Below are 14,930 nucleotides of genomic sequence, written 5' to 3'. Positions count from 1 at the left end.
ATATATAAAAAATATAAGCTATATAGGTTTAATAGACTATAAAAAAATATCAAGTCGCTTTCGCTAGCGTTGCGGATGAGTTTGTTCAGCGGAGCTAGCTGCGGTATTACGCTGCCACTGCCGCCCGTTGCAAAATTAGTTTACAGGGAATCTGAGAAGTGACCAGCACGTGATGGGATGAGTGCAGGGGAATGGTAAAGATATCTCCCGCATATAAGTGATGATCCTGCCCATTGACGACAATATTGCAACTTCCTTCCAGGATCAGAAAGCTTTCCAGTTCTTTTCGATGGGTCTCTGGCGGGGCGCCGTTTTTTATCCATACAATGGCTGTGGTCAAAGTAGGACTTGCACCGATGATATGAGCATCGATCTGATCGAGAGGAATCCTCAGCGATAGGTCGGGCCTTTCCAGCCAGAAGCGGTAATCTTCAATTCGGGACTGCGCATGCAGCCTGGGCGGGAAGGACTCCTTCTCCCCTGCCGCAAGCCGGTCCATATACTTAATGGTTGCCATTAAAAACGGCTTGATGGTCGGATCAACAGCCTTCGCCTGACTGAGCGCATAGTTTTCCAGGCTTACTTCCAAATCAAAAAGCGCATCTCTGACCTCCTGGTGGGCATCTTTCATGCGCTCGACCTGCGCAGTTTCTGCTGCGCTGGTCTGGCCTAAAATATAAAGTTCCAATATTCCAGATTCAATCAATTCCCTGTAGTCGCTCATGGCAGTGACCTTCCTGATTTCCCGTTGACATTATCTATGCATGTTTATAACTGGATGCTACCCAGCTAAACCTGTTTCCTTGTCTTGCGTATCACCTAAAGGGTTCGCGATCAGCAAGACAAGCCGTACTGATTCTACAAATGTAACGATTAACCACATCATATAGTCCCTACCGGCTTGAATCAATATGCTGGATTTGGCCCCAAGCTGATTTAGCAAGTCGCAGCCGGGCGGCATTAAAGCAAAAATTAAGTTTGAAAAAGCGGCTGATTCTGATGTTTTTAGAGTAAATTTGACAAACACGAGAAAATTAATTTTACAAGATTACGCTCCATACTCTTTCGTTAAATGAATAGAATGGTCTTAGTCATCATGTGGCTTACGCTACTGCTTTCAGCGGTTGGCGCATTGTTCTGGTATCATGACTGGATCTACCAGCTGCCTACTCCGATTCCAGCAAATTACAAGCCAGTCTCGATCGGAACACCCATCGATTTAAATAAAAAAATCCCGCAGCAGCCGGGAAGACCGGTTTTTCTTCATTTCTATAATCCGCAATGTCCGTGTTCCAAGTTTAATCGCGCTCATTTCCAGTCGTTGGTGCGTCGCTATGGAAAAGACATTGACTTTGTGGTGGTTGTATTATCCGATAAGAAATATTCCGCCGAGGAAGTTCAGGAGAAGGTAGGTCTTGCCATCCCTGTCGTTTTTGATGCATCGGTTGCTACCCAATGCGGGGTCTATTCTACGCCGCAGGCCGCACTCCTTGACAACGAGCAAAAACTTTACTACCGCGGCAATTACAACGCAAGTCGCTATTGTAGTGACGAAAAAACGGCTTATGCCCAAATTGCAATCCAGGGATTGCTCCAAAGGCAACCACTTCCTATGCTGAGTGCCAAGGCTTTACAATCGTACGGCTGCACGCTGCCGGTTTGCAAAAATTAACGTTATTGAATCTATATGAATCCTAAGAGCGCTTCCGCAAACGCCGCGGACGGTAACTTTCAATTGGCAGTCAGGGAAAGATCAGATCGTCTGATGAATTTCTTTCTGGCAGGCTATTTTGTAATAGGGCTGATTTTGGCCACATTTTACGACACATGGTTTATCGCTGTGGGGGTGGGCGGAATTTTAATGGTGGCCTTTTACTCGGTCAAACTTGCCCTGCCCGACTCTGACTTGTACCAATATGTACTCAGTGTCGTCTTGGGTATTTATATGGCGCAGTTCATCTATCAAATGCATGGATTGTTTGAAATGCATTTTTTTGCCTTCATCGGCAGCGCAGTATTGATTACCTACCAAAAATGGAAACTGCAAATCCCGATGATGCTCATTGTCCTGATTCATCATGCCTCCTTCGCTTATCTGCAAAATAGCGGCCAGTCAGAGATTTATTTTACCAGACTGGAATACTTTGACCTACTGACCTTTGTCATTCACATTCTACTGGCGGCAGCCATCTTTTTCATTTGCGGGCTTTGGGCTTATATGCTCAACAAATACTATGAGCTTCATATCAGTCAGGCCATGCAAATGGCTGAACTTCAAAAAGAAGCACAGCTTTCCCAGGTACGCAAACAAAACGAAGAAATTCAAAAAAGCATCAATGCGCACCTGCGTGCAGCCAACGCGGAGCTGGTCAAAGCCAGACAGGAAGCTGACAAGGCCAACATGGCAAAAAGCGTTTTTCTGGCCACCATGAGCCACGAAATCCGCACACCCATGAATGGGGTGATTGGTATGGCTGCGTTGCTGCAGGAAACACAGCTCAGCGAAGATCAGCGTGTGTTTACTGAAACTATTGCAACCTGCGGCGATACGCTTATCAACGTGATCAATGACATTCTTGATTTTTCAAAGATTGAATCCGGAAACCTGGAATTAGAAAATGAAGACTTCAATCTGCGTCAAAACATTGAGGATGTCCTGGATATATTCGGAAGCAAAGCTGCCAAAATCGGATTGGATCTGGTCTATCAGATCGACGAGCTGGTTCCGCAGCAGATCGTCGGCGACCAGCTACGCTTAAAGCAAATCCTGATCAACCTGGTGGGCAATGCCATGAAATTTACCACGCACGGGGAAGTATGTGTATCGGTGAGTTTGCAACAGCAAATGCAAGACGGCACACTGCGCCTCCGGTTTGATATCCGCGATACCGGAATTGGCATTTCAGAAGACAAAATAGACCGGCTTTTCAAGGCTTTCTCCCAGGTAGATTCTTCCACAACCCGCAAATACGGCGGAACCGGGCTGGGACTTGCCATATCAGAAAAACTAGTGCACCTGATGGGTGGAAAAATCAGCGTAGCCAGTCAGCTAAACCACGGATCCACGTTCTCCTTTACATTGAGAACAAGTAAAGGCAGCAAAATTTTGCCCAAACACGTGGATCAGGATATGGATGAGCACAGGGGAAAGAAAATCCTGATTGTCGATGACAATGCCACCAACCTGGCCATACTCAAACGGCAGATGGAAAATTGGAAGTTGCAACCCATTATGGCCTCTTCGGGATCACAAGCCATGGAGCTCGTCTTTGACGGACAGGAAGTTGATCTGGTCCTAACCGATATGCAAATGCCTGAAATGGATGGCATTGCGCTGGCCGTACACATCCAGCGTTATTTGCCGCAGGTCCCTATCATTTTGCTGAGCTCGATCGGTGAGGATATCAAGGATCAGCAGCGGCAGCTTTTCACCTCCATACTGACCAAACCCATCAGGCAGCATGTACTTAGCAGCCACATCATGAATGCGCTGCAAACCAAATTGCTTGCTAAGACAGACGTCATTGCATCGCACAAACTATCGGCGGACTTCGCTGCAAAATACCCGTTCCGGCTGTTGGTGGCCGAAGATAACGAGATCAATCAGCACGTGATCGTGCGTATCCTTCAAAAACTTGGATATGAGCCCGATCTGGTCAGCGACGGACAAGACGCTGTGGAAGCTGCCAATCAAAAAAACTACGGGCTAATTTTGATGGACATGCAAATGCCGGGCATGGATGGCCTTGAAGCTACGCGGGTGATCCGCAAAACGGTCGTTGAACAACCCATCATTGTTGCCTTAACGGCCAATGCCATGGAAGGTACCCAGCAAGACTGCTTCAATGCGGGAATGGACGACTACATCGGAAAGCCTATCAAACTGGAAGAGCTTATGGCCTTGATCCGCAAGTGGAGCGTTAAGGTATAGTGCTAGTCAGACTCTAATGCAGAGACTTGTTTAGCTGATGCAAATAGTCTTTGCGCCATTTTCTGATCGTGGCCGTAAACATCTTTTCGAAAATTCAGCTTGCCGGTATGGTCTACCCATGCGGTAAAGTAGCCGATAAAAACGGGCACTTCATTCATACCGCGCAATCTGACATACTTTTCCTTGCCGCTTTCCATGGCAGCCTTTATCTTCTCTTTGGTCCAGGTGGAATCTTTGCGAAGCAGGAACTGGGCCAGTTTTTGAGGCTCAGACAATCGGATGCATCCATGACTGAATGCGCGCTGCGATTCCCCGAAAAGGCTCTTGGAAGGGGTATCGTGCAAATAGATGTTATAGCTGTTTGGGAAAAGGAATTTAACCAGACCCAGCGAGTTGGACTTCCCAGGTTTCTGACGCACACTGCTGCCGTTCCATTCCATATGGTGTCTGGCCAGGTAATTTTTATTTTTTCTAATACCCGGCAAAATTTCATTTTTCAAGATGCCCGGCGGTACATTCCAGTAGGGACTGAAAACGATCTGGTTTAGTTTTCCTGCAAATATCACCGTACTATGCGCTTGTGAACCAACGACCACATTCATATCAAAGGCAAGCTGTCCTTTTTCATACATATGCAGGCGAAATTCAGGAATATTAATCAGAATGTAGTCCGTGGAAGGAGCTGCCGGCACCCAGCGGATGCGCTCCATATTGATCAGCATCTGCCGTATCCGTTCGCTGACCGGCACATTCAATTCTGTAAAAAACCCCGCCCCTATCTCCCCCGACGCTTTCAGTCCAAAGCGCGCCTGGAAGGATTTGACCCCTTCAACAAGGGTTGAGTCAAACATATCGGTAGAATCGGCGGGGACCATGTCCCCCAACAAAACCAGCCTCCTCTTGATTTCGGGAATCACAGACGAGCTGTCGCCTTTTCTGAGTTTCTTAACTGGTTCAAGTTCAGTCCAATCCTGCTTTTGAAGCTCATAATAAGACCTTAGCTGCTCTTTGAGTAAATTGTACTGGCGGTTTACGGGTTCATAGGAGGCCAGGTTCTCACCTTTATTTTTTAAAAGAGAATCCAGAAAAGCACCTGGATTGATCTTTTTTCGCGGGATAAACCAGTCCAGTTCCCGAATATTGATGCTACCATCGCCCGAGTAGGCCTTTTGGGCATACCTGAAAAAATGCTCGGTTAATCCCAGCTCAGTCTGAATTACCATTGAGTCTGTGGGCAGAATACGCTTCCGCAGCTGCAAAGAATCGATGCGGGCCATCAGTCTGGAATCGTAGAGTGAACTATCCCCCGAATCATGGATATAATCATCCTGCAAGCTCAGAAAGGTATGGACGAAGTCAGCCATCCCATCGGGAAAAAACCATGCAAACTGGTAATTGCGGCGGTTATAAAAACTTTGCATTTTATTGGCCAGACTATCCTGGGTGGCTTGCCTACTAACAAAGCGGCTCAGCGCGGTAGTATCGATAAAAAGTTCAGTGAAAGAATTCTCAACTTTAATGGTGGTATCGCGTACGGCAATCTGTGGTGGTTGATTTTCCTTGGTTTTACAAGAGGCCAGTAAGCCACAAAGAATCCCGAAAACAAAAATGATCTTCATAAAAGCAAAGAATGGATCTTGGAAACAGGTTGCAGTGCATACCGACTATATTCAGCAAAGGCTTATCTCCGATGCGTCTACTTTGCATGATTCGTCTAAGGCTTGCTTCTGAAACTGTTAATTACCTATATTTCCTTTGTCTGTCGGGTAACCAAAAGCTTTCGGGCATCGCCCGAAACGTCTTAACAATGATCGATTGTTGCTTGCGAGTCTGTTTTTCTACGGGTCATCCGCAGGCGATTGACTTTTTTTGTTACTTTTAGCACACTTAACTCGTTAGAAATCAATATGAAAACTGTTCGCTGTCTGATTAGTGGTATTGCTGTCTTGGTAATGCTTCATTCGTGTACGCTGGTTGATCATGTACCGGTGCCAACTGTCGATTTTAGCGTTTCACCCGGAAATGAAGGGCAAGTTGTATTCAATCTTATTTCTTCAAATACTGATTCCTATTCGTGGGATTTCGGCGACGGAGCCAGTTCCAGTGAAAGGTCACCCACACACTCCTATCGACTTAACGGGAGGTACCTGGTGAGCGTAACAGCTTCTGGGAATGCTGGTGAAGTTTCTGTAAAAAAGGAGATCTCTGTTACTAATATTACCGGATCCGCTGTGTTTCACACATACGATTTCGGCGGACTTCCTGTACAGGTTTTTGTTGATGACATCCTGGTTGGAACCGCGATATTCGCTCATCGTGTCATTGCTCCACGTTGTGGTCAAGATGGTGCTGTCACTGCTTACAATTTGAATGAAGGAACCCATAAGTATGAACTCAGACAAATACAAAAACCAAACCCACAGACTCAGCGAGGATCGTTTACAATAATAGGCGGTCAATGTACAAATCAGTCTTTCTATTTCTTTTTTTAGCTGCTAATGAGGGTTTTCTATGAAATTAAAAAAGGAAACTATCAGGTTGACCTGACCAACGCAAACCTAGGGAACACGGTTACCTTCCAAACTTGATTTTAATCGTATATGAGGAAATAGTAAGAAAAAGGTGTTGGGCCTTCACTTTAAATTAGCTTCTGTAATTGTAAATGAATACTCGGTTAACCCATATCCGGAATTATCCCTGCTGCGAATGAGTTTGGCCCATGCCGCGTTTTTGATCGGCTTCATTGTAAAGGCCAGAGATCTTTGCCCATTGGTAATGGTGTAAAAACGGATTTCTTTGAAAGACTTTTCCGGATCCGGATTGATACCAAACCCTCCATCTTCAAAGACAACTGACTTCGTCCTGCTATTAAGACGGATGAGACTATCGACATCCTGCATAGCATCTTTTTCAAAATTGTAAACGGGGACTGGAAATTCAACGATCAACTCTTTGTCGCTTTGGTTATCGATAAAATACCGCGCCGATCCTGCCGGCTCATTGATCATCTGCTCAGTCTCTGTTGGTGAACAGGCCGAAAAAATGGAGACAAGAGAAAGAGTAACTATCCAGATGCGAATTGTTTTCATGGAAAAAATTAACGAGTTATAAAACCATGACAGCGCTCCTCAGCAATTGGTTGCGCGAGCGACGGAATTTCACCGTAAAAAATGTTAAAAAAAACCTACAAAGCATTGAAGCAAGTGCTTCCTGCACATCCGCCATATATCAATAAAATTTACACGTAAAGTGCAACGGTGGTGTTGCCAAGTAGTGTCTATCTCATTGTGCCCGAAACCTGGGAATCCTTAACAAGTCACCTCGCATCCTGATGAATGAATTCAATTTTAACTCGACGGGATTCAAATATCTTTTGATCCTTTTACTTTCCTGCGGATCGGCTTTCGGCCAGGAAAAGCCCTTCGCGTGTGGCACCAAAGATCACGACGCCCCGCAGGAAGTGATGCGCATGATCAGCAGGCTTCCGGCGATCATGGCACAGCAGAACGCGCGGACTAACATCGGGGAGACCAGAATATGTCGCATTGCCGTGGACATTGATTCTGATACCTATGTAAAATACGAACGCGATACAGTCGCCATCATTCAGAAAGTGATTGAAAATATTGAAAAAGCTTCGAAATTTTTTGAAAGGGAAACAAATATCAGGCTGATGGTCACCAGCATCCGCATATTTAAAGATGGTGGCCCTGATCCTTACGCAGCTCAGAATGACATTTACGCACTCCTTAACATCCTGGCCAGCAGTGGTACCAACTCCACTTTCGATAAAAAGCTATACCTCTATACCAAACCGGTAACCGGCGGTTTCACTGGCCTTGCTTTTCTGGGAGGATCCTACAACGTGTCAGCGCTCGAAAATATCCTCCTCATTCTGCACGAAACAGCGCATAACTTCGGGGCTCTGCACTCCAATAGCTGCGAATGGCCAGGTGGCCCGATCGACTTTTGCGGCGGGGTGGAAGGCAGCGAGTGTTATGACAGATCCTTCGAAGTGAGCACTACTTCATCGCTGATGAGCCCATGCGGCGGCAATGCTGCCGGGCGCCCGCTTCATCCGATCATACAGGCCGTGATTAAAGCGCATGCAGAGGCTAATTTTGCTAAAATAGAATCCGCGCCATTGCCAGTTTCACTTGCTGGCGACATTACGGCTATCAAAGGGAATTTTTACAGCTGGCCAGCTTCCGTGAGTGCCGGATCCTACCAATTCAGCTATGCTACCAATAGCAGTTTTACGGGCGAGGTCATCCGTCCGACTCCATTTAACGGAATTTCCTTATTACAGCAAACCCTGGGGACAACCTATTTTGTCCGCGTCAGGGCGGTCAATTCCTTTGGCATTTCAAACTGGTCGAATTCTATCAAAATCAAGATCGATCCCGACCAGCCAGATGTGCCCGTGCCGCTTAGCCCGGCGGCAGGCTCTATTTTTCCGTCACAACAATCTGTGACGTTATCGTTCTCAAATGTTCCGGGTGCAACCTCATACCGGATCCAGGTAGCGCCACTGTATGATTTCGAATTTTCCTATCCGACCGAGGAGATTATTACGCAAAACCAATTTGTGTATTCAACTTATCTTGGCGGCTACAAATGGCGCGTGAAGGCTATTCAAGGCGGGAAAGAAGGAAAATGGTCGGAGACAAGTTATTTTTCGGCTAACCCGCAGCTTAACTCTGTCGGGCTTTTCCTACCCATTGCTGAGAATGGGCTCAATGTGCCCAGAACGCTTCCGTTCACCTATTTGCCCTCTGAAACTTATCTCAATATTACAATTACTATCGCTGACAACCCAGGCTTTAGCAACCCGATCTTCCGGCGGAATTATAAGCCCTATTTAGAGATTGCTGATGTTGCCAAGGACTTGCCGGCCAATACAAAGCTGTATTTCCGCGTGCAGGGGCGCCCCGACGATCTGATTAATTATCCCGATCGCGACCAGATGGACTATGTTGTTGAATTCAACACAGGAAGTATCAGCTCGCCACCGGGGCTCACATTCCTGAGCGAAAAGAACCAGCTCGTTTTCGGCCGCGGGAATCCAAAGATTACAGTCTCCAAGGAGCATATCTGGCTCGGAGTGATTGATGCAGGATTTATCAAAATGGATCCGAAAACGCTTGCCTATCAGGCATTCAACAGGTCAAACACCGATGGACTGCTAGGCGTAGGCCTGGACAATGCCGTTCGTACCGATGATGATCTGAATGTTTACGTGCTCAATTCCGGACTTGCCGGTATCTTACGCAAAGTTAAGCTTGTCAATGAAGTACCCTCGCCGGGCGCATTGGTAACGCAGATACTTACCACGAGTAATATACGAGATTACAACCCGCAAAACGGGATTTTCTGGACGCAACGGGAGATATTCAAAGAAACATCTGCAGGGCCGGTTGCGCTTCGGCAGCTTTCCGACAGCCAGCGCATTCAGGACGTCAGGTTTCACAACAATAAGGCCTGGATCCTCGTGGTCAATACCAGCCCGGTTTACAGCAGTGAAATCCAGGTAATGGACTTGGTCAGCCCTAACACGATGTACACGATCAATTCCTCAACCAGTCCGGCGATTGGGACTTTTATCGATCAGATCGAAATTCAGAATGATGGAAAAATTTGGCTCCGACAGACCGATCTTTCCTCCTATCAAAATTCCATCGCCTATTATAATGGTTCGGTCTGGTCGGTTTTTAATGCATCAAACGCTCCTTTTGGCAGCCAGATTACCGGTCTGGCTCTTTCACCTTCAGGCAAACCATATATGCTGGCATCCGGTAACGAAACGCAGGCTTACAAATTCAATAACACAAGCTGGGAAAAGGCCGGGGCCGCCCTACCCTATCGGGATTTCGGTGGTGATCTCTGGGTTGATAAAAATGAAAGCCTCTGGATATCAAATCAATATGGACTATCCGTTCTTTTCTCCGAAGCCTCGCTTCCGGTCACGCTAGTGGATTTCAGTGCCGTGAGAGAAGGTGATCTGGTCACCGTAAGATGGGAAGTAGCGGATCAGATCGATATGTCAAAGTATGTGGTAGAGCATAGTACGGATGTCAAAACGTTCAAGGCCATTAGCGAAACGCCAGCGGTCGATACCACATTTTACAGCTTTACGCATCACAAACCGGCCCCTGGAATAAATTATTACAGGTTGAAATCCATCGAAACCGATGGCGATTTCGCTTACAGTAAAGTAGTTGCGGTCAATTTTACCAATGCGGAAAACACGATCTTTTATCCCAATCCGGTCAGTAACCAGTTGCATGTGAAAATAAGACCCGATCTGGTCGGCCATTCAGGCAGAATAAACATATTCGCTGTGGATGGGAAATTGATTTTCGGAAAAAACATCGCCGGATTGAAAGAACAGGAGCAGATTGATGTTTCCAATCTGGCCGCAGGTAGCTACTGGATCCGGATTGAAAATACGGCGAGCACCAGCAGCACGATGGTACAGGTAGCAAGATAATTTTTACAATTCACTACCTTCATCATATCATCATTCAACCGCCATGTCCGCGCTAAAGAAACTCCTGCTCCCCATGTTGCTCATGGTTGGTATCGGCCATGCATTTTCACAAACCAGTCAAAGTGCAGCAACTAAAACTTTTGGTATTAAGTACGAAAAATTTGTGCTGGACAATGGACTGGAGGTCGTGCTGCACGAAGATCACTCGGATCCTATTGTGGCTGTATCCACCATCGTCCACGTAGGCTCAAACCGGGAGAAACCAGGTAAGACTGGCTTTGCTCATTTCTTTGAACATATGTCTTTCAACCATTCCGAGAACACGCCTCGGGGCGCAAACCGTAAGCTGATCCCGGAGTGGGGCGGTAGCCGGAATGGAGGTACGTGGAATGACGGGACCATCTATTATGAAGTGATCCCAAAGGATGCATTTGAAAAAATACTTTGGATCGATTCGGACCGACTTGGTTATATGATCAATACAGTAACCAAAGAGGCTTTGGAAAAGGAAATACAGGTGGTTAAAAATGAAAAGCGTCAGAACAATGACAATGTACCGTATGGAAACACGAATGAGGTGATCATGTCCAACATGTATCCTAAGGAACATCCCTATAACTGGACGGTGATCGGTTTGCTCCCCGACCTTCAGGCGGCTACCTTAGAGGACGTTAAAGAGTTTTACGACAAGTACTATGGGGCAGCCAATGCGACCCTGGTGATCGCAGGAGATATCGATATTGCCCAAACAAAGGAAAGGGTAAAGCTCTGGTTTGGAGAAATAAGAAAAGGGCCGGCGGTAGCGCCCCTAAAACCCAGGCCTGTAAAACTAACGGCGGCTAAGTCACTCTATTATGAAGATAATTTTGCGACGCTGCCAGAACTGACCCTGGTCTTTCCAACTGTCGAAGAATACCATAAGGATGGGTATGTATTGAATGTGTTGGCAGAGTTACTCAGCGGCAGCAAAACCGCTCCGCTCTATAAGGTCATTGTGGAAGATAAAAAACTCGCGCCCTCTGTAAATGCCTACCATTACAGCAAAGAAATTGCCGGTGAATTTTATATCAGGATAAGAGGCAATGCTGGCACCAAACTGAACGATATCAAAACAGCAGTTGATGAGGCTCTGAATACATTCGACAAAGCGCCATTTCCGGTTAAAGACCTCGAACGTATTAAGGCAAAGTTAGAAACCGACCTATACCTGAGCATTGAAAACATTCTGGATAAAGCCCAGCGCCTCGGCCAGGATAATGAATTTAAGGGCGATCCTGGCTATATCAGCAAAGAGGCTGCCATTTTGCAGGCAGTTACCAGCGAAGATGTGAAAAGGGTATTTAACCAATACATTAAAAATAGGCCCTATATAGCCACGAGTTTTGTACCCAAAGGAAAAAAAGAACTGGCGATGGATGGTGCCTTACCTGCAACTGTTTGGGTAGAACCGGTTATTGCTGGGATAGAAAATGAAAATGTGGCCCCGGGCGAGGACGCCAAATTTGAAAAAACAAAAACGAAACACGATCGCTCTGAGCCTGCTTTCGGGGAAACGCCCATGTTCAGGATGCCACCAATCTGGACCAGCTCACAAGCAAACGGCATGAAAGTGTTCGGACTGGAAACCAGTGAGATCCCGCTTGTAAATTTTGAAGTAGTATTGAATGGGGGGCATTGGGCTGATCCGATGGAGAAGTCCGGAGTGTCATCGCTGCTGGCAGGTATGCTCATGCAGGGAACGGCAACCAAAACAGCTGCACAACTGGAAGAGGCCATAGACCTGTTGGGCGCAAACATTACGGTGACTAGCCACAACGAGGAAATGCGGATCAGCGCTACGTGTTTGCAACGAAACTTTGAACGGACTTTCGCATTAATGCAGGAAATACTGCTGCAGCCACGCTGGGATAAAACGGAATATGAACGTTTGTATCAGGCACTTCTTACGAATTTGAAAGGAAGGGAAGCCAATGCCACAGCCATTGCCGCTATCAACTTCAACAAACTGCTTTACGGAGATCAGCATATCTTCGGCTATCCTGCTACCGGGACATTGAAGACGGTGTCAGTCATTACCCTGGAAGATCTCAAAACCTATTATGACAAGTATTTTTCACCATCTATTGCGTCCTTCCATATCGCCGGTGATATCACCCGGGAAAGAGTAAAAAAGTCAATTGCCGCACTTGAAAATGACTGGAAGCCAAAACAGGTAGCATTACCTTCTTATCAAATTCCAGTCGAGGTAAATGCCGGATCTATTTTTTTTATTGATGTACCCGGCTCCAAACAGTCCGTATTGTATGTGGGCAAATTAGCAGTCCCGGCTACGGACCCGAACAGTGACCGGCTTGAATTTGCCAATGAAATACTCGGCAGCGGGTCCAGCGGAAGACTTACGCAGGTGCTCCGAATTGGCAAGGGCTACACTTATGGTGCGTCTTCGACATTGGTGAAATTAAAAGAAACTTCGCCTTTTGCGATTTATACGAGCGTAAGGGCAAATGCTACGCTGGCTTCCCTGGAAGTTATCCGGGATATGCTTCGTGATTACGGGCAAACTTTTGGAGAACCTGAGGTGAGTATCACTAAAAATAAGGTATTGAAAAGAAATACACTCTTATATAAAAGCCAGGCGTCCAAGCTAGCAATGCTGGGCGAGATCAGTAAATACGGCAAGTCTCTAAAATTCCTGGAAGACAAGCAACAACAGCTGATAAATATGCAATTGCCCGATTTTAAAACGACCATTCAAGAACAAATGAAAGAGCAGGAAATGATATACCTGGTAGTGGGTGATAAAGCCACTCAGTTCGAGGAAGTTAAAAAACTTGGAAAAGCTAAATTGGTGGAGCTGGATATCAATGGCCGACCGCTGTAATCCTGGTTGACCGGCGTTATCTGTGAAACGGTATTTTTTAGAGATGCAATCCCTCAAACCAAGTTCTTATATTTGAGGCAAATGAACATGCCACCATGAATCGTACAGTTGAGGCCCTTTTCATTGGACCAACGTTAATTGTTGCGCTGTTAATATATGCCAATTTTAATCATGTAAATGTCAAAGCCAATAGGTGGTTCGGCACTTTTATACTCTTGATTTTTATTATTGAGTTAGGTGTCCTTTTTGACGACGTCCAAATGTTTGACCAAAACTCATCTATTGACGCGTTCATTAACCTGGCTAGCTATATTATCGCGCCGGTATTTTACCTAAGCATTGTCTACTATGTAGAGCCTAATCGAAAATGGAGAAAACGTGATAACCTTCATTTTTTATTCGTTGTGCTGATGCTGCTTTTAACAATCCTTTCATTTATTGTACCACCAAGCTCGGCGGAAACAGCTGTTGAAAAGAAAGTGGAGGCCGCAGTGATACTGATATTTACTGCTGCCTTTTGTCTGCAAGTCTTTACCTATTGCCTTTTTGCCTTTCATAAAATTACCCGCTACCAACAAAATCTTTTAACATACGCCTCCAACACGGAGCGGATAAGTCTGCAATGGTTGAAAAAAAATGTGGTATGTGTAATCCTGATTGCCGTGCTATGGTTGGCTGACGCCGTATTTAAGATATCGGAAGGGTCACTTGTTTTTGACTACACTTCTACCCTGCTGTATTTTATTGGCATCTATTATATTGCTTATTATGGCTTGCAGCAAAAAGAAATATTTCCATTCAATACCATTGAAAAATTACAGCTTGATACCATTATCGACCAAGCTCAAAAAGAAGCTGAGGGCAAAAAGAAATTAGTGACGGATGAGAAACTGGCAGATTACGTTCAAATGCTTGGGCAATTAATGAATGTAGAAAAACCCTACCTGGATTTTGAGATCAGCCTGATACGGTTGGCATCGCAATTTGATACTTCGCCCCATCTGCTCTCCTACATTATCAATAACGGTTTTGGTGAAAACTTTTTTCAATTCATAAACCGCTACCGGGTGGAAGAAGCGAAGCGTCTGATTCTTGATCCGAAAATGAATCACCTGAACCTGGTAGGTATTGCTTACGAGGCGGGCTTCAACTCCAAAACGGTTTTCAACACCACTTTCAAAAAAACGACGGGTCAAACCCCCACCGAATTCAAGAAAAATCATAATCCATTGAGCTTCAATCAAATTCCTGATGTTCGGATTGATAAGTTAGAACAGTAGGCCATATAGTTTTCTGCAATTTTGCTACCGCGATCCCATTGGTATGTGCTATTAAATAGAACGCATTAAACCATTGTGAACAGCATCCCTTGTCCTCATAACCAATGTAGCTTCGCAAAAAAGCTCAATTAAAATCGTTGAAATGAAAATTATACCCCTGGCATTGGCGGCTCTTTTACTGGTTGCGGCCTGTAAAAATACGAATATCGCAACACCCGACTTTGGACTTGATACCTTTAAGTGGACACTGAGTTAAGGGAACTTTTATAACTTAACACTTATGTCAGGAGAAAGAAGAGTATTTGACAAGGAGTTCAAACTGATGAGCGTTGAACTGAGCAATAGCCG

The 14,930-nt window shown here is 45.6% G+C and carries 9 protein-coding genes; 6 read left to right on the top strand and 3 right to left on the bottom strand.

The window, feature by feature from the left end; all coding sequences use genetic code 11:
• Positions 1–106: 106 nt before the first annotated feature.
• Positions 107–724, bottom strand: coding sequence for a cupin domain-containing protein (locus ABIO93_RS20115; protein WP_348070933.1), 618 nt, complete (start codon positions 722–724; stop codon positions 107–109).
• A 357-nt stretch (positions 725–1,081) separates the two neighbouring features.
• On the opposite strand from ABIO93_RS20115, the gene ABIO93_RS20110 reads away from it, so the two are divergent.
• Together ABIO93_RS20110 and ABIO93_RS20105 are read left to right on the top strand one after the other, a co-directional pair.
• On the top strand, positions 1,082–1,672 hold the full coding sequence (locus ABIO93_RS20110; protein WP_348070931.1) for a thioredoxin fold domain-containing protein: 591 nt from the start codon (positions 1,082–1,084) through the stop codon (positions 1,670–1,672).
• Positions 1,673–1,687: 15 nt separating this feature from the next.
• Positions 1,688–3,931, top strand: coding sequence for a response regulator (locus ABIO93_RS20105; protein ID WP_348070929.1), 2,244 nt, complete (start codon positions 1,688–1,690; stop codon positions 3,929–3,931).
• Between the two features lie 2 nt (positions 3,932–3,933).
• On the opposite strand, the gene ABIO93_RS20100 is transcribed toward ABIO93_RS20105, so the two are convergent.
• A complete protein-coding gene (locus ABIO93_RS20100) occupies positions 3,934–5,550 on the bottom strand; it encodes a L,D-transpeptidase family protein (protein ID WP_348070927.1) in 1,617 nt (538 codons plus the stop codon).
• A 288-nt stretch (positions 5,551–5,838) separates the two neighbouring features.
• Here ABIO93_RS20100 and ABIO93_RS20095 point away from each other — a divergent pair, with 288 nt between their 5' ends.
• Positions 5,839–6,423, top strand: coding sequence for a PKD domain-containing protein (locus ABIO93_RS20095; RefSeq protein ID WP_348070925.1), 585 nt, complete (start codon positions 5,839–5,841; stop codon positions 6,421–6,423).
• Between the two features lie 141 nt (positions 6,424–6,564).
• On the opposite strand, the gene ABIO93_RS20090 is transcribed toward ABIO93_RS20095, so the two are convergent.
• The gene (locus ABIO93_RS20090) at positions 6,565–7,020 is read right to left on the bottom strand and encodes a hypothetical protein (protein WP_348070923.1); all 456 of its coding nucleotides are present in this window, start codon (positions 7,018–7,020) and stop codon (positions 6,565–6,567) included.
• A gap of 242 nt (positions 7,021–7,262) precedes the next feature.
• Here ABIO93_RS20090 and ABIO93_RS20085 point away from each other — a divergent pair, with 242 nt between their 5' ends.
• The 3 genes from ABIO93_RS20085 to ABIO93_RS20075 all read left to right on the top strand — a co-directional run bounded on the left by ABIO93_RS20085 (position 7,263) and on the right by ABIO93_RS20075 (position 14,582).
• On the top strand, positions 7,263–10,421 hold the full coding sequence (locus ABIO93_RS20085) for a M12 family metallo-peptidase (protein ID WP_348070921.1): 3,159 nt from the start codon (positions 7,263–7,265) through the stop codon (positions 10,419–10,421).
• Positions 10,422–10,464: 43 nt separating this feature from the next.
• Complete coding sequence (locus ABIO93_RS20080; RefSeq protein WP_348070919.1) at positions 10,465–13,302, top strand: pitrilysin family protein; 2,838 nt, start codon at positions 10,465–10,467, stop codon at positions 13,300–13,302.
• Between the two features lie 260 nt (positions 13,303–13,562).
• Positions 13,563–14,582 (top strand): AraC family transcriptional regulator, encoded by a 1,020-nt coding sequence (locus tag ABIO93_RS20075; RefSeq protein WP_348070917.1) that lies wholly within the window; start codon positions 13,563–13,565, stop codon positions 14,580–14,582.
• Positions 14,583–14,930 lie beyond the last annotated feature (348 nt).

This window comes from Dyadobacter sp. (assembly GCF_039919315.1).
Classification (GTDB): Bacteria; Bacteroidota; Bacteroidia; order Cytophagales; family Spirosomataceae; genus Dyadobacter.
Note: the sequence above shows the minus strand (reverse complement) of the source record. Positions and strands in the feature narration are given on the sequence as shown.